The sequence below is a fragment of the Treponema sp. R80B11-R83G3 genome (assembly GCF_054786115.1).
Genome location: NZ_BDHF01000034.1, coordinates 1 through 15,736, shown reverse-complemented (window position 1 = coordinate 15,736; position 15,736 = coordinate 1). Strand labels below are relative to the sequence as shown.

Here is a 15,736-nt window from a genome sequence, read left to right as displayed (position 1 = left end):
AGTTATAATATTATTGGAGCTTATTTATGAAAGTGCGAGTTATTTTTACTGTCTTTATTGTTTGTTTTATTGCGTTCCCTTCCTGTTCAATTAACAAATTGGCGATGAATGCGGTAGCCGATGCGCTGACAGGAGATGGCAGTTCAGATGTTTTTACGGGGGATCCTGACCCTAAACTGGTAGGGGACGCTATCCCATTCGCTATTAAAATGTATGAATCCCTACTTTCCGCGAATCCCGACCATCAGGGGCTTATGCTGACTACAGGGTCTCTTTTTATTATGTATGCCAACGCCTTTGTGCAGGAGCCTGCGGAAATGCTTTCAAGAAGAGAATGGGAAGCGCGGGAAGCGGCATTGATACGCTCGAAGCAATTGTACCTTCGCGGGTACGGAATACTTTATAACGCTCTTGAAAAAAAGTTTCCCGGTTTTAAACAAGCCACTGTAGCAAAAGGCACAATTCAGCCCCTGCTAAAAAAATGTAAAAAAGAAGACGTAGGTCTCTTGTACTGGGCTGTCGCTGGCGGGCTTTCCGCTTATTCCATCGACGTACTTGACTATAACTTGAGTTCCAATATACCCCAGTGGAGCGCGATGATCCAAAGGGCTTACGAGCTTGACCCCAATTATGGCACTGCCTCTTTAGATGAGTTTTTTATTCTTTATTACGCTTCTTTGCCCGTATTATTGGGCGGAAATCTTGATAAAGCCGAAGAACATTATAAACTGGCTGTTGAAAAAACAAAGGGAAATTCCGCAAGCGCTTATGTCTCTTACGCCCAATCCGTATGCGTTCCGGCTCAGAATTATAATGTTTATAAAGATTGCCTTGAAAAAGCCATTGCCATTGATCCTAACCAAAATACGTCTACGCGGCTTGTAAATATAATCACACAGCGAAAGGCGCGTTGGCTTTTGGAAAACGCGTGGGTATATTTCTCTTTTCTTCCAATTCCGGACGATTATTGATATAATTTAATAGGGGGTAAAATATGAATAAGAAAGCAGTTCTTTTTGTTTTAACGTTTTTTTTCTTTTTTTCGCTTTGTGCGGTTTATGCCCAACGCGGCAGCGCGAAAGCAGATGTTGTAAATATCAGATTCGCGTCTCCTTTACCGCGAAGTTCTGATTGGGGCAGGGCGCTTGACCGTATGGCTTCTGATTGGGAGAAGGCGACAAATAATCAGGTGCGCGTAATTGTCAGTCATGACGGCAGGGAAGGCGACGAGTCAAAAATGATTTCTTCTCTTTCCAGCAACGCTATTCAGGCGGGCGTATTTACTTCCGCCGGAATGGCGGATATTTGTCCCGCCGTAATGAATTTAAGCATCCCTTTTATGATTAAAAGTGAAGCTGAGCTTGAGCTTGTGCTTAAAGATATGTTGCCGCTTATTACTAACCGCGTTAAGAAAGATTTTGTCGTTCTGACATGGTCAAGAGGCGGCTGGATTTACATATTTTCAAAGGAAAAGGTATTAACGCCTGATGATTTGCGCAAACAAAGAATTTCAACAAGTCCTGAACTTCGTGATATGAATACGGTATTCAGAACTATGGGTTTTCAGCTTGTAGAAACTGATTTTACAAATATGGGAACCAAGCTTGCAAGTAACGCGATAAACGCCATATACATTATTCCCGCCAGTGTCGCTCCATTGGGACTGCATAAGAATTTAAGCCACATGCTTAATGTGCCTATTGCCCCCATCTTGGGCGCGATTGTAATGAACAGCGTTACATGGAATAAAATAAGCCCGGCAAATCAACAGGAAATTATTAAAGCTACGAGCAAGATAGCTGTGGAGTTTGACGCTTCAGTGGCAAAAACAGAAGCAAACGCCATTGCTGCAATGGGCAATGACGGGCTTAGCGTAAACAAGCCGAATCAGGCTCAGCAGGACATGTGGAGTAATGAAATAAAAAACACCGTGCCTTCGCTTGTCGGGTCTATTTTTGACCGCGATTTATTCAACCGGCTTAACTCTATTCTGGAAAAAGCAAGAAGCGGAAAATAAATGTTATGAGCGATAAAAATAATAATCCGGTTTCCGCCTTTTTGGCGCGGTTTAAAAACGAATTTAAATTATCATGGCTTGAAAATATTGTTTGCTTTACCTCTCTTTCCCTTCTTGCGTTAATTCCTTTTATTGAATTGGTTTTACATCAATTTAAGCTGACAATTACCGGCTCCAATTCAATAATGACCCACCTTTTTTTAGTAACGGGTTTTTTTGCCGCGATGATTACGGCGAGATCCGGCGAGCATATATCAATTACCGCCGTTCAATATTTAAAAAATGACAAAATAAAAAAAGCGCTTGTTTTTATATGCGTATTAATTTCGGTTTTTTTACTGAGTATTTTTGTTTGGGACAGTATTTGCTTTATTAAATACGCCATGGTGGGCAAAAAAATTGGTTTTATAAATGGGCAGATTTACGGGATTGCGATTCCCCTTGGTTTTGCCGTTATCGCCGTGCGGTTTATCTTAAAACTTAAAAACACGCGCGATAAAATTATCGCGTCCGCCGTATTTTTAATTGGTTGTATTACTGCTTTGCCCGCTATTGCGAAGATTATATGGGGATTGGATGGGAGTAATACCCCGGAACCTTTTTTCTCGTGGATAAATCATTTATATGACGCAGCGTCGGTTATCAACATTCCGGTAATAATATTATTGATTATCGCGGGATTTGCCGGGATGCCTGTTTTTACGGCAATTGGCGGCATTGCGCTGATTATGCTTCAGGCGGCAGGACAAGAGCCTGAGACGGCGGTTAGAGAAATTTATTCGGCGCTTACAGACGCTGATTTAATCGCGATACCGCTGTTTACGCTGACGGGTTTTTTCCTTTCAGAAAGCAAGGCGGGAGAGCGGCTTGTCAGCGCTTTTAAAATATTTTTTGGATGGATGCCGGGCGGCATTATTATCGCTACCGTAATTATCTGCGCGTTTTTTACTTCTTTTACAGGAGCGTCAGGGGTAACTATTCTTGCTTTAGGAGGGATACTCTATACTATTCTGAATGAAAATAAATATTCCGAACGTTTTTCTATTGGGCTTTTAACTTCCACAGGCGGCATAGGTTTATTGTTTCCTCCAAGCCTCCCTATTATACTTGTAGCTTCGTCAACAAATACGATCCTGCATTTTATGAATATACCAATCGAGAACACTATAATTCATTATTTTATTGGAGCGATAGTACCGGGATTAATTCTTGTGTTTGCCTCGATTATCGCCGGTTTGGTTCTTTCTTCAAATGTAAAAATTCAAACTGAAAAATTTAAAGGCAAGATGGCGTTACATTCGCTAAAAGAATCTTTTTTTGAAATTTTATTGCCTATAATTCTGGTGTTAGGATATTTCTCGGGATTCCTTTCTTTGATAGAGGTAAGCGCGGTATCAGTTATATATGTGTTAATTGTAGAAGTTTTTATTAAGAAAGATATTTTATTTAAGGACATCCCGAAAGTTTTTCTTAAAGCCCTTCCAATAATCGGCGGGATTCTGGCAATTTTAGCTATGGCAAAAGCTTTATCCTACGCTTTTATTGACTCCGGCGTTCCTGAAAGTTTTTCTTTATGGATGCAAAGCGCCGTTAAATCAAAATATGTTTTTCTGCTTTTGTTGAACCTTGCCTTGCTTGTGCTTGGCTGCATAATGGATATATTTTCAGCGATACTTGTTTTCCTTCCGTTAATTGTCCCGCTTGGATACGCCTATGGCATTGATCCCGTTCATCTTGGAATCATCTTTATTGTAAATCTTGAAGCTGGGTTCCTTACCCCCCCCGTCGGGATGAATCTTTTTCTCGCGAGTTACCGCTTTGATAAACCATTTATGAAAATATGCAGTTATGTTTCTCCCTTCTTGCTTGTTCGTTTAGTGGTCGTGCTTCTTGTTACATATCTGCCATTGCTTAGCACATGGCTAGTGAGATTAGCGCAAGCGCATGGCTTGTGAAATTATTTTAATTGTTGAGGACGCGGCAGCCAGCAGAGTTTTCCTATTTTCCACTTGTAGCAAATTTCGCCGTCAATCTGTAAAGGCCGCCAGTACAAATTGGCGACTGCCGAGGATCTAAATTCCAATCTTTTAAGCGGTATTTCAGATAAAAGGCTGAGTTTATTATTGTCTTTTGTCAGAAAGCAGCCTGCCACAATCGGGAAAAAAATGTTATTTATTTTTTTTATTCCGCTTTCAAATACATTTTGCGCTTTGGCAATATTCAAACTGGGGCCGATAAGGGATAAATCTTTTTCATAGCCCGGAAAAGCGGTAACGGCGTCTCCCTCGGCTGATATTTTACCGCTCCCGATGTTTTTCCGCAGGGAATGCGCAATTTGTTTTAATTCCTCCGCGTTTAACGCCCGCGAAAGAGAAGCCAAAGGCGCGATATATGGAAAAGGATAAACATCCGTAAGCCCGGTTTTAACCAATAAATCGCCATATTTACGTAATTCACCCCTCACATCCCTATGTGGGACAAGAACCAGAAATGTTTGTTTGCGCCTATTCTCAGTTTTCATAATTATTATCCCGTGATATACTTAGCCACATAGTATACGCTTTTTTATCGGTCTATACTATTATTTGGAGGGGAGTCATGAAATATAAAACCAAATTATTAGTTGACAGGTTTACTGGAATCCTTTCATCATGGAAGGGCGTAGAATGTATTACCCTAAATGAAGCGGCTATGTCTGATACGCTGGATCCGTACTTTGCCCTAATTCTTGACATATTTTATAACGCTCCCATTCCAAAAGCTGAAGCCCGTTGCCGTTTGTACGGTGATGATGTCGCCGCCTTTGAAAGCGCCGGTATTCACGAAAAAGACCGCTTTTTGATAGGCGATATTCCCGTCCGGCTTGAATTTAAGAAAACAAAAAAAATTGACGAACTTGTTAATATCGCCTGTTCCAAACATGAATCTTTGTGGTTTATTAAAGACTCCGGAACTTACGGTTTTTACCGTCTTGCAAACTGTGAAATTGTCTTTTCACGTTCCAAGTGGATACATGACATCAGAAAAAAACTGGGAAAGATAGGCGATCAATTCTGGGTAGAGATGAGAAACAATATTCAGTTAAAAATGGAACATTTTCTGTCAGATTTGGGAGCCGCCTGTTTTCAGAACGATAAGTTTCACTATCTTATCGCGTCCGCCGGTTTTATTAAAAACGCCTGCCTAACTCTTTTTTGCATAAACAAACGTTTTGAGCCGTCTCATCGCGCGTATTTTAAACAGGTATGCGAACTGCCCATTCTGCCCGAATCATTTTCCGCCGAGTTTCAAACATTTCTAGATACCAACGCCTCCGCCAATTTGGATTCACGTTTCTATTTAGCTAAATTAATCGCGCAGAAAATTGTTACGCTTTAAATTAATACGAAGAATTTCACACAAAGAGCACGAAGAAACAAAGAACACAAAGGGAAGATTAGAGGTTTTTGTCCGCAATCTTATCGTGAGGCCCACGCACAGATAACGAACAACAACATTGCTCATTGCTCATTGCTCATTGTTAATTGAAGTCCCCTCTTCTTTGTGTTCTTTGTACCTTTGTGATCTTAGTGTGAACTCTTGGCCTATTCCCTTCTGACAGCCTTAAAGAGCGCTTCCCGGCTAATCTCTGTCCAGACAGGGCGACCGTGGGGGCAGCGCGGGTCGGGTAACAGGAGGGCTTCTTTGCCTAATTCAAAGGCGGTTTCATCGCCAAGTATGTCGCCGTCTTTGATTGCAGAGCGGCAGCAGCAGGTCGCCGCCCAGCGCTTTGCCATGTTTTCGCCTGTCAGCCGCAGTTCAAGAATTTCTTTTACGGTTTGAGAATCGCCCATTCGCCAGTCTGCGGGAAGCGCTTCAATGCTCCAAGTGTTTGCGTCTTTTTTAATTTCAATTCCAAGGCGCGACAGTTCTCCGCTGTTAGCTGAAAGAAAAGCGTCTTCTTCATCGCTTTCTGCGGTGAAGGTAATGGGCGCGAGCAGTTCCTGTTTGGGGATTGGCCCTTCAAGAAATTTATTGTAAAGGATGCGCTCGTGCGCCGCGTGCTGGTCTATTATGTAAAGTTTGTCCCCCCATTCCATCAGGATGAACAGATCAAATATTTTGCCTGCGTAGCGCATGTCGCCGTATGCTGGGGCGGATGCGTTTGAAGAAGGATTTTCTTTGTTACGCAAGGAAGTAGAAATAAAATCAGTAAATTTTTCGTATTCTTCCGTATTGCGTTTAACATCGGAAATATTTTTGTTATATGTAAATGAAAACTCTCTTTCACTTCTTTGCGGGTATTCTGAAGATTCTTCGCCATTGCGATAACCTCTCCTTTCTTCGTAACTCTGTTCATCTTCGGCTTCTCGCGCGCCGTCTTTGCGGGAGTTTTTTAGATACAAACTGTGAAAAAAGTTTTTTACTCCGCCTGAGATCGCCTGATGAATAGCGCCCGGGTCGCGGAAGCGCACTTCGCGTTTTGCGGGGTGAATGTTAAAATCGGCAAGGGACGGGTCTATTTCCACATAGACCGCAGAGACGGGATGTGTGCCGTTTGGGAACCATCCCTGAGAGCCGTATTCAACGGCTTGAACAAGAGAGTAATCCTGCACCTTTCTGCCGTTTGCAAAAATATAAAGCTGCCGCCTGTCGCTTCTGTAAAGCTCAGGCCCTCCGATAACTATGACCGCTGAAAAGCCCGATCCCGTTACATTTATTTCATGCAGGAAATTTTCTTCGCCGGTTTGTAACACGGCGGCGGCAAAGCGCATCTTTTTTGTTTTAACGGCAGGCAAAAAATCTTTTAATTTGCCATCTTGCACATAACGAAAATTTATGCCGTTAAACGCAAGGGCTTTTTCAATAAAGACTTGGCGGCACAGGGACGCTTCGCTTCCTTCCCTTTTTAAAAAACGTTTGCGCGCCGGAATAGTATCGTAAAGATTTAACGCCCTGACTGTCGCGCCCTTTGTCCTGCGCGTTTGCTCGATTGCGGGCGGATGGCTTTCTCCTGGGCCGGCGTCAAGCCGCCATGCCTCCCTACCGTCAACTGAGCAGATAATTTCCAAACGCGCTACGGCGCAGGTAGCGGCTAACGCCTCTCCCCGGAAACCAAGCGTGCGGGACGTGTTTAAATCATCAAGGCCGCGTATTTTGCTGGTCGCGTGGGTAAGGGAGCAAATTGCCAAATCTTCGCGGGTCATGCCGCCCCCGTCGTCGGAGACTTCAACTTTCTTACAGCCGCCCTCTTCGATAGAAACATCAATATTTAAAGCGCCCGCGTCTATGGCGTTGTCAAGGAATTCCCGCACAAGAGCCGCTGGGCGGTCGATAACTTCGCCTGCCGCGATACGCATGGCTTCTTCCGGCGGCAATATTGCGATTCGCCTGTTTTCCGGCACGTTATTCTCCGGCAGATATTATTTTTACCACGAACCACACGAACACCACGAACTTATTCTCCGAAATCTTGTCGTTGTTCGTGTATGTACCGAAGGTACTAGTTCGTGCGGTTCGTGGTAAATTATTTACGGAATAATTGTTTTTCAGCATATTATTCCCCGGCGTTAAACAAATCCATCTCCGGCGATTCATCCGCTATAGCTTCCGTTGAATTCATCAGTATTTCTATGCGGTTTTCTATTTTTTCAAGGCTTTTTTCCAAAGCTCTGGCAAGGCGGATTCCCTCTTCAAACGCGGCTAGAGCTTCATCAAGGGGAATGTCGTTTCTTTTAATCTGTTCGCCAAGTTTTTCCAGCCGCCCAAGCTGTTCTTCAAAACTTTTTGTGCCGCCGCTTTTTGCGGGTACGGTTTTTTTTGCCATATTAGCTCCTTGTTTTTTCCGCGCTTTCTACAATCGCGTTTATTTTTCCTTTTAACGGTCTTATATAAAGTTTATCGCCTGTTTTTACGTTATCCGAACTTTTAATTATTTTGCCGTTTGAATTTGTCACAACCGAAAATCCCCGTTCCATTACCGCGAGAGGGCTTGCGGTTTCAAGAACAGCAGACGCGAATTCAATTCTCTTCCTTATTACGGCGCATTTGTCGGAAACCGCGTCGATCAACGCTTCTTTTGCGTCGTCAAGGCGGACTAGGCGCGGCTGCAAAATCGAACGGAAACGGTATTCCATGTCTTGCGGATCAAACGGTTTTAAAAGAAGTTTTGCCCTTTCCATTCGCGTGCGCATAACGGTAATAAAACTTTCTGCTGTTTTTTGAATTAAGTTTCGGACGGCAAAATAATTTTCACTTACCAGTTCCGCTGCGGCGGATGGGGTAGGAGCGCGAAGATCCGCTGAAAAATCACATAACGCCCAGTCAATCTCGTGCCCCACGGCGCTTACAGTCGGTATTTTTGACTGCGCTACGGCGCGGACGACTTCCTCATCGGAGAAGGGCAAAAGGTCTTCAATTGAGCCGCCGCCCCTGCCTACGATTAAAACGTCTGCAAGATGCCATTGGTTAGCCTGCCTTATTCGCGCCGCAATAAAAGACGCGGCTTCATCACCCTGTACCGGCGCGGGCAGAATTATCACCTTAATGCCGGAAGCCCGCCTCGCTAGTATGTTTAAAATGTCGCGTACCGCAGCCCCTGTGGGTGAACTGACTACTCCTACAGTTTGCGGAAAGCGGGGCAACGGGCGTTTTTTTTCAGTATCAAAAAGCCCTTCCGCAGAGAGTTTTTGTTTTCTTTTTTCCAGCATGGCAAGGATTTCGCCCGCTCCCGCGATTTCCATTTCTTCACAGACGATGGAGTAGGTTCCCCGTGGGGCGTATACGGAAAGGCTTCCGCGCACCCGCATCAACATTCCGTCTTTGGGTTCAAAGTTTATGGTTCTCAGCCTGTTTCTGAACATAACCGCGTCAATTTTGGCGTTTGAATCTTTTAAGCTAAAATAAAGATGGCCTGAGCTTGCCGGCCTGCAATTCGAAATTTCACCTTCCACGCAAACATAAGAAAAAGAACCTTCAAGATTCAGGCGTATTTGTTCCGTTAGTTCGCTTACTGTAAGGTGTTTTCCATTCATTGTTTCCAATTATCTTCTGGAAACAATTTTCTTTCAAGGCGGTGAAGCAATATAAGCGTAATGATTGCGAGGATTACGGCTGTTAAGGCGGCAATAAACATTCCCGCTCCAATGGCTAGCCCTACTGCGGCTGTAAGCCACAGGGAGGCGGCGGTAGTAAGCCCTCTGATATTGCTTCCAAGTCGGATTATCGCGCCCGCGCCCAAAAAACCCATGCCGGAAACAACTTGCGCCGCTATTCTTTCCGGGTCTCCAACTCTTAATTGCTGGGGCAGCCAAATTGAAAGCATCATAAGGCAACACGAGCCGATTGCGATAAGTATGTGGGTGCGAAGGCCGGCAACCTGACGTCGGCTTGATCTTTCTATGCCGATAATGCCGCCTGCCGTAAACGCGAGGCAAAGGCGGATTACAATATCAATTTCCGACATAATTTTCCTTTTTATTTTATTGTGTAAACAAGGCCGGCATATACCTTGGAAAAGAGCAATGGTACCTGAGTAACGGTCATTGGGTCTATCGCAGAGACAAGAAGCGGTATTTCAAGCCCCGCTTTTAAACATAATGGCCGGATAATCTGCCAACTGACGCCAAAACCCGCCAACCATGAGTTTAATTCATCGCAAAATTCATCGCCGTCTTTTTTGTAAATCTTTTTATATGTTTGGTATCCAATGTCGATAAATCCCGAAACAGCGTGATTTTTGGTAAATAATTCCAGGGTGAAAAAATATTTGAATAGCGTGTCGTCTACAACAATGGATTTATCCAACTGTCTGGAAAGATATTTTATTTTTGCGGAAAAAGACGGAATGGCGTTTTCCATCCAGAATCCTAGCTTAATTCCGGCAGTTTCACGGTAAGTATGGCTTGTAAAATCGTACTGGGAGCCTAAAGTTGATGACCCGGAAATTGTTAAAGAGACGATTCCGGGGAGGTTTAACTCCAAACTACCGATAATTCCAGCATCCGGAATGGCAAGAGCGTCTATAAATCCTAAAAATGGTCCAAATTTGACGTTAAAGAAGTCTGTTTTTGCCCCAAATAGGGCATTTATACTGTTTTGAAGTATATTATCCCTTTCTAAACTTACGCTCCAATTCAATGTTTCGGAAATATTATGCCTAAAGGCTATATTTGCCACCGCAAAATTATAAGGTGTAAATTGTTTTTCCGTGTCAGGTTCAGAATATGCCCATGATTTATATGGTTCGAAGGTAAAACCGTTCACCCCTCCCATGACTTCAAGTTCAAACGCCCCCAAAAGACCGATGCCGCCTACCAGCAGTAAAAATACAAAAATGGGTAAAATTAACCGTTTCATATCATATATTTTAGTACTTTTTTGGGCGAAATGCAATTAAATGTGTTTTTTCTAAAACTTAATAATTTTGATTATTTTTCAAATTCTTTTCTGTTTACAGATATAATATCTTGACTTTTATTAATATTTAGAGGATATTAGTATTATGAGTGATTATCTTGATCCCAATAACGAAGAACTACTCAAGGACTTTTTCAGCGAGGCTCAAATGCAGGTAGATACCTTGGAACAAAATGTGTTAGTTCTCGAAAACGAGGGCGCCAATAAAGACGCCGTGGATGAAATTTTCCGTGCGGCTCATACCTTAAAAGGCGGATCCGCAACTGTGGAATTTATGGAGCTTTCTCATTTCACGCATCTTGTTGAAGATGTGTTAGACGCAATTCGCTCGGACAAACTTACTGTAAATGGGGATGTTGTGGATATTCTGCTTCAAGCGATAGACGTTATTAAAGCTATGCTTGATGAGCGGATGAACGGTAATGTTTATAAAGAAGATACCGCCGAGATAGAAGGTAAGCTTCATGCATTGCTGCCGCCTTCGACAAAGGGCGATAAAGCGAAAGCGCCGCCTAAAGCAGCGCCCGTCGCCGCTCCAGTTGCAGCGCCTGTTGCCGCTCCAGCCGCAGCGCCAGCCGCCGCCGCGAATCAAGCCCTTACCGACAGGGAGATAGAAGAATTAAAAGAATCCGTCGATGGTGGAATACCCATATACAAAGTTTCCGTAAAGTTCGATGAGAACAGTTTGATGAATACCGTTGGCGGCATTCAGGTTTATGCCGTTCTTAAAGGGCTGGGAACTGTTTTAAGGACCGTCCCCGATTTTGAACAACTCTATGCGGATAACTTTTTCCCCGTTGTTGATTATTATATTGCTTCCAAAAATGATACGCAAAGAATAAAAAAAGACGTCATACTGCCGGATGTAAGTTTAGACGCGGATGTTACAGGTATTGCCAATGTTTCTGCGGCTCCTGCGGCGCAAAAAGTAGCGCAACCTGCGGCTCCTGCTCCTGTTGCACAAGCCGCCCCTGCGGCTCAGGCTGCTCCTGCGGCACAAGCTGCTCCTGCGGCACAAGCCGCTCCTGCGGCGCCGAAAGCGGCTGCGGCATCCGGCGCGGACACGAAAAAAAGCGCCGCTGCGGCGGAAGACGCGAAGAAAGCGGGCAAAGAAGCCGGATCGGTTCTTCGCGTAGATTCCAAACGCATCGACGATCTTTTAAATCTTGTTTCAGAAACGGTTATTACAAAAGCGACTTTCAACCAGATCAATATGCAGTTTGGCGAGCTTACCGCCCATCTTCGCGAATTGGAAAATCAATACCGCGACAAAATTAAAAATCTGTTTGACAGTCTGCCCGATTATCTTGAGGGCATTCAGGACGGCAAATCAATTAAAGATATTCGCAAGGAAATTAACGATAATTACGGCGATATCTTTTCAATATTTGATCCTTTTGAAACGGCATTCAAAAACAGCATAGCGAAATTCCGCGCCAATTCGCAAAATCTTGGACGCATATCAGGCGAGCTTCAAGAAGGCGTTATGCGCATTCGCATGGTTCCCATCAGCCAGATTTTCAGCCGCTTCCCGCGCCTTGTTCGCGATCTTTCAAAATCGCTTAATAAAAAAATCAACCTGGTTATCGAAGGTGAAGACACCGAACTTGACAAGTCGGTTATCGAAGACCTCCTTGATCCCATCATGCACTCGGTGCGAAACTCCATCGACCACGGAATTGAATCTGCGGAAGAAAGGCGCGCCGCCGGAAAGCCGGAAGAAGGCATGGTGCTGTTAAAGGCGACCAACGAAGGCAATATGATCGTCATAGAAATTGGTGACGACGGCGGGGGCATTGATGTTGATGCGGTTAGGAATAAAGCCATAGAACGCGGACTTATCAGCCCGAACAAAGTTCTTACCGATGTTGAAGCGTACAATCTTATTTTTGAACCCGGTTTTTCTACCTCAAAACAGATAACCGCCATTTCAGGGCGCGGCGTAGGTCTTGATGTCGTCCGCCGCTCCATAGACGCCCTTAATGGAACCGTTACGGTTAATTCCGAACGCGGGAAAGGGACCACGTTTGTCATCAAATTGCCTCTTACTCTCGCCATTATTCAGGGGCTTCTTGTCAGAGTCGGGCCGGAAATCTATTCAATTCCGATTACGTCCGTTATCGAAAGCCTTAGAATCAAACCGGAAGAAATTAAAAAGATTGACAACTACGAAGTTTTCAATATCCGCAGCGATGTTATTTCGTTGCTCAGGCTTAACCGCCTGTTTGGCATTAGAACCGAAGAACAGTCGGAGTATCATTTTATAGTAATCGTCGGAACGGCGGAGAAAAAAATGGGCTTTATGGTGGACAGCCTTATTGGTGAAGAAGATGTCGTTATCAAACCTTTAAGGGATCAGTTTACAAATTCTCCGGGAATCGCCGGGGCTTCAATCTTGGGAGACGGATCGGTTTCTCTCATTATTGATGTTGGCCAGCTTCTTGAATTGGGGCTTAAAAAGGAAATGGAGCAGCGCCGAATCCGCGAAGCTTCAACAAGGTAAAAGGTATGGCGGCAGTAGTAAAGGATTTAGAACAGGTAAACGCCGATTTACAGGAACAAAAAGAGCGGGTAGACAACGTAGATTTTAAAATGGTCACTTTCTCCCTCGCCGGCAAGGACTACGGCGTTGATATTATGAGCGTGAAGGAAATTGCAAAGGCCGATAAATTTACATTCGTGCCTAACGCCGCGTCGTTTGTACGCGGCGTGTATAACCTGCGCGGCGACATTATTCCAATAATTGATTTAAGGCAGTTCTTCCATTTGCCGGTAGAAAAAAAAGAAGAGAATTTGGAGAATATGCTCATCCTCCATATTAATGATCAGGTATATGGGACAATAGTAGATAAAATTGATAAGGTTGTCGGAATACAAAAAGATACTATACAGCCTCCGCATCCTATTTTTGGCGACATTAATATTAAGTACATAAGCGGCGTTGTGGAAAAACAGGGCGATCTTTATATCATTTTGGATGTTGTCCGTATCTTTTCAATTGAAGACAATAAAGACAAGACCCACGCTGCGGTATCAGAAGGCGGTGAATTCTTTGTTCCGCCGCCTCCAACTGCGGATTCGGCTGCGGCGCAAAGGACTGCCGCAGATACGGCCATCGGCTTTATCCAGGAAAGCCTCTTGGCGTTGCGGCACTTTGCCGTTACAGGCATAAATGAAAGATGGCTTCACAAGCGGTTTGCCGAATGGAGTTCAAGACGTACGGGAGACGAAGTGCAGTTAAGGAATCTTGCCGACGCCGATGAATTCTTGGAAGATTTTATGTCTCCATGTACGAACCAGTTCTGGAACGAAGCTTATGCCAATGCCGTTAAAAAGATACTTCCCAATGTCAACTTTACAAATATCGGCGTATGGAACATTGGCTGCGGAAAGGGTTGTGAAACTTATTCATTTGCGTGTATACTTAAATCAAGGTATCCCACTGCCCACATTAAAATATGGGCAAACGATAACGATATCATGGCTGTTTCGCAAGCGCCTAATATGACGTATAAGTTGGACGATATACCGGAATATTGCAGGCCTTATGTGGTGCAGGGAACAAGTGGTTATTCATTTAATCAGGCTATAAAGGACTCGATTGTTTTTGAATACCATGATATAGTAAATGAAAATACCATTCCTGAAGTGGATATGATTCTTGTAAGGGATGTTATTTCATACTTTGACGCGGATACGCAGACAAGAATAGTTGCGGATTTCTCGGAGAAACTGAGAAACCATGGAATTGTTATTTTGGGCAGGAACGAAGAGCTTACGGGAGTTATTTGGGAAGCAATTGCCGATGATCCTGTTTCTGCTTTTTCGCATAACGCATAAAAAAAATTATAAGGAGTGAATTATGAGAGTTGAGTATATCAACCCCTTTGTGGAAGCGGCTTACAACGTGTTAAAAGAAGTGTTAGACGTTGAAGTTAAGCGGGGAGAAATATATCTTAAGCCTACTTCAATGTCCATAATGGGCGTTGCGGCTCTTGTTGGGCTTGCAGGCGATGTAGAAGGGCGCGTTCTTTTTGACATGACAAAAGAGACGGCATTATTTGTAGCCGGCAAAATGAACGGAGAAAATTTCACGGTTTTTGACGAACTGGGGAAGGCGACCATTCAAGAGTTGGCTAATATGATTACGGCTCAAGCTGTAACCAAACTTCACGATCTTGGCTTTAAGTTTGACCTTACTCCGCCGGCGCTTTTTACCGGTGATAATATGGAAGTTTCTACAAACTTAGGTGAAGTGGAAGCCCTTATTGTGCCTATGGAAATCGCATCTCCCTATAAAATTGAGGTAAACGTCGCTATCCGCGAAAGAGTGAAGTAGCAGACAGCAAAGAATATTCAGATTTAGAGTCTTCTCTATTTTCTCTGTAAGTGGTATAATAATTACAGGGCGGTTAGCTCAGTTGGTTAGAGCACCAGCTCGACACGCTGGGGGTCACAAGTTCAAGTCTTGTATCGCCCATTTTTGGGGAGTAAACGGGTCTATGGCCTTAGTTTACTCCCTTTTTTTATTTATTCGCCAAGAGCTTATAAAGAAAAATTTCTACCACGAACCACATTCACCTGACCACTCTGGAGTGGTCAGGCAGGACAACACGAACAAAGAGGGAATAGCGTTAACTATTTGTAGAGCGTAATAGAGAACTGGGGTTAAGGGGTTTTTGTCCGTAATCCTATCGTGAAGTCTACGCATAGCCTTCGGACAACAACCCTTGATCCCTTTAACTCTCTACTACACGCATATTTGTAGTAAATATCTTCGCTTTCTTGGTTCGCTCTGGTTCGCGTGGTTCGTGGTAAAAAAACCCATAGTCGAAAAACCGATTGAAAAGATGACAACTGCGGAACTATGGGCGGTATTTTTTGAATATTTGACAGATCCCGAAAAAAGGGCTAAAATTGTTGATATAATTAATAAAGAGGAGGGCATAGCGATGGCGGTAAAAACAATGAAAGGCTTCACGCAGAGGGAATTGGATTACATACGCGAGTCTTATCGGATAAAATGCGATATGGACTATCAAGACGAAATGGTAACCGCCCAGCGTAAAGCCCGTAAAGATGGTCGTAAAGAAGGCCGTAAAGAAGAAAAGCTTGAAAATGCCCGAAAAATGAAAGCTGACAATATGCCTGTATCTCAGATCAATAAGTATACAGGGCTATCTCCGGATATTATCGCCCAATTGTGAGAATCTTTGCGAAAATATTGAAAAAATAAAGTTTTTAAGATATATTACTCTTAATAAAATTAATATTTTATTCAAAATTTAAGGAGGAAAAAATGAAAAGAGGAAAATTATGGGT

Annotated in this window: 14 protein-coding genes, 1 tRNA gene and 1 pseudogene; 10 read left to right on the top strand and 6 right to left on the bottom strand. The window is 43.6% G+C overall.

All coding sequences use genetic code 11. The features are described from left to right. The first annotated feature begins 26 nt into the window (after positions 1-26). The 3 genes from ACYVRH_RS06545 to ACYVRH_RS06535 are packed head-to-tail and all read left to right on the top strand — an operon-like array spanning position 27 to position 3,972. Positions 27-971 (top strand): TRAP transporter TatT component family protein, encoded by a 945-nt coding sequence (locus tag ACYVRH_RS06545; RefSeq protein ID WP_461256122.1) that lies wholly within the window; start codon positions 27-29, stop codon positions 969-971. Between the two features lie 23 nt (positions 972-994). Next, complete coding sequence (dctP, locus tag ACYVRH_RS06540; protein ID WP_461256121.1) at positions 995-2,017, top strand: TRAP transporter substrate-binding protein DctP; 1,023 nt, start codon at positions 995-997, stop codon at positions 2,015-2,017. A 5-nt stretch (positions 2,018-2,022) separates the two neighbouring features. Beyond that, positions 2,023-3,972 (top strand): TRAP transporter large permease, encoded by a 1,950-nt coding sequence (locus ACYVRH_RS06535; protein ID WP_461256120.1) that lies wholly within the window; start codon positions 2,023-2,025, stop codon positions 3,970-3,972. A gap of 2 nt (positions 3,973-3,974) precedes the next feature. Here ACYVRH_RS06535 and ACYVRH_RS06530 read toward each other — a convergent pair whose 3' ends face one another. Then, positions 3,975-4,538, bottom strand: a complete 564-nt coding sequence (locus tag ACYVRH_RS06530) for a hypothetical protein (protein WP_461256119.1) — start codon at positions 4,536-4,538, stop codon at positions 3,975-3,977. Positions 4,539-4,615: 77 nt separating this feature from the next. Between ACYVRH_RS06530 and ACYVRH_RS06525 the strand changes: the two genes are divergently transcribed. Beyond that, the gene (locus ACYVRH_RS06525; protein ID WP_461256118.1) at positions 4,616-5,395 is read left to right on the top strand and encodes a DUF4037 domain-containing protein; all 780 of its coding nucleotides are present in this window, start codon (positions 4,616-4,618) and stop codon (positions 5,393-5,395) included. Between the two features lie 206 nt (positions 5,396-5,601). Here the strand turns inward: ACYVRH_RS06525 and mutL are convergent, their stop codons facing one another. The 5 genes from mutL to ACYVRH_RS06500 all read right to left on the bottom strand — a co-directional run bounded on the left by mutL (position 5,602) and on the right by ACYVRH_RS06500 (position 10,354). After that, positions 5,602-7,401 (bottom strand): DNA mismatch repair endonuclease MutL, encoded by a 1,800-nt coding sequence (mutL, locus tag ACYVRH_RS06520; protein WP_461256117.1) that lies wholly within the window; start codon positions 7,399-7,401, stop codon positions 5,602-5,604. Positions 7,402-7,553: 152 nt separating this feature from the next. Beyond that, positions 7,554-7,823 (bottom strand): exodeoxyribonuclease VII small subunit, encoded by a 270-nt coding sequence (gene xseB / locus ACYVRH_RS06515; RefSeq protein WP_461256116.1) that lies wholly within the window; start codon positions 7,821-7,823, stop codon positions 7,554-7,556. Between the two features lies 1 nt (position 7,824). Beyond that, on the bottom strand, positions 7,825-9,030 hold the full coding sequence (gene xseA / locus ACYVRH_RS06510) for an exodeoxyribonuclease VII large subunit (protein WP_461256115.1): 1,206 nt from the start codon (positions 9,028-9,030) through the stop codon (positions 7,825-7,827). After that, entirely contained in the window at positions 9,027-9,461 is a 435-nt protein-coding gene (locus ACYVRH_RS06505; protein WP_461256114.1) for an MgtC/SapB family protein, read from the bottom strand. The genes xseA and ACYVRH_RS06505 overlap by 4 nt, the downstream gene beginning before the upstream one ends. A gap of 11 nt (positions 9,462-9,472) precedes the next feature. Further along, positions 9,473-10,354 carry a hypothetical protein gene (locus ACYVRH_RS06500; RefSeq protein WP_461256113.1) on the bottom strand — a complete coding sequence of 294 codons (882 nt, stop codon included), beginning with the start codon at positions 10,352-10,354 and terminating at the stop codon, positions 9,473-9,475. A gap of 145 nt (positions 10,355-10,499) precedes the next feature. Between ACYVRH_RS06500 and ACYVRH_RS06495 the strand changes: the two genes are divergently transcribed. The 6 genes and pseudogenes from ACYVRH_RS06495 (at position 10,500) to ACYVRH_RS06470 (ending at position 15,621) form a co-directional block, all read left to right on the top strand. Continuing rightward, on the top strand, positions 10,500-12,917 hold the full coding sequence (locus ACYVRH_RS06495) for a chemotaxis protein CheW (RefSeq protein ID WP_461256112.1): 2,418 nt from the start codon (positions 10,500-10,502) through the stop codon (positions 12,915-12,917). Positions 12,918-12,922: 5 nt separating this feature from the next. Beyond that, positions 12,923-13,399: pseudogene (locus tag ACYVRH_RS06490) on the top strand (chemotaxis protein CheW); the annotation flags it as partial. Between the two features lie 294 nt (positions 13,400-13,693). Then, complete coding sequence (locus ACYVRH_RS06485; protein ID WP_461256142.1) at positions 13,694-14,254, top strand: CheR family methyltransferase; 561 nt, start codon at positions 13,694-13,696, stop codon at positions 14,252-14,254. A 22-nt stretch (positions 14,255-14,276) separates the two neighbouring features. Next, positions 14,277-14,753: a chemotaxis protein CheX gene (locus ACYVRH_RS06480; protein ID WP_461256111.1), complete on the top strand. Its 477-nt coding sequence runs from the start codon at positions 14,277-14,279 to the stop codon at positions 14,751-14,753. 67 nt (positions 14,754-14,820) lie between these two features. Continuing rightward, positions 14,821-14,894 (top strand) — tRNA-Val (locus ACYVRH_RS06475). 250 nt (positions 14,895-15,144) lie between these two features. Next, positions 15,145-15,621, top strand: a complete 477-nt coding sequence (locus tag ACYVRH_RS06470) for a nuclease/transposase family protein (protein ID WP_461256110.1) — start codon at positions 15,145-15,147, stop codon at positions 15,619-15,621. Positions 15,622-15,736 lie beyond the last annotated feature (115 nt).

Bases quoted from the DNA above. Each gene is read 5' to 3' on its own strand.
- ACYVRH_RS06535 (WP_461256120.1), top strand. From the start codon at position 2,023: ATGAGCGATAAAAATAATAATCCGGTTTCCGCCTTTTTGGCGCGGTTT.
- ACYVRH_RS06495 (WP_461256112.1), top strand. From the start codon at position 10,500: ATGAGTGATTATCTTGATCCCAATAACGAAGAACTACTCAAGGACTTT.
- ACYVRH_RS06525 (WP_461256118.1), top strand. From the start codon at position 4,616: ATGAAATATAAAACCAAATTATTAGTTGACAGGTTTACTGGAATCCTT.
- ACYVRH_RS06480 (WP_461256111.1), top strand. From the start codon at position 14,277: ATGAGAGTTGAGTATATCAACCCCTTTGTGGAAGCGGCTTACAACGTG.
- ACYVRH_RS06530 (WP_461256119.1), bottom strand. From the start codon at position 4,538: ATGAAAACTGAGAATAGGCGCAAACAAACATTTCTGGTTCTTGTCCCA.
- ACYVRH_RS06500 (WP_461256113.1), bottom strand. From the start codon at position 10,354: ATGAAACGGTTAATTTTACCCATTTTTGTATTTTTACTGCTGGTAGGC.
- ACYVRH_RS06485 (WP_461256142.1), top strand. From the start codon at position 13,694: ATGTCTCCATGTACGAACCAGTTCTGGAACGAAGCTTATGCCAATGCC.
- ACYVRH_RS06545 (WP_461256122.1), top strand. From the start codon at position 27: ATGAAAGTGCGAGTTATTTTTACTGTCTTTATTGTTTGTTTTATTGCG.
- dctP (WP_461256121.1), top strand. From the start codon at position 995: ATGAATAAGAAAGCAGTTCTTTTTGTTTTAACGTTTTTTTTCTTTTTT.
- xseA (WP_461256115.1), bottom strand. From the start codon at position 9,030: ATGAATGGAAAACACCTTACAGTAAGCGAACTAACGGAACAAATACGC.
- xseB (WP_461256116.1), bottom strand. From the start codon at position 7,823: ATGGCAAAAAAAACCGTACCCGCAAAAAGCGGCGGCACAAAAAGTTTT.
- ACYVRH_RS06505 (WP_461256114.1), bottom strand. From the start codon at position 9,461: ATGTCGGAAATTGATATTGTAATCCGCCTTTGCCTCGCGTTTACGGCA.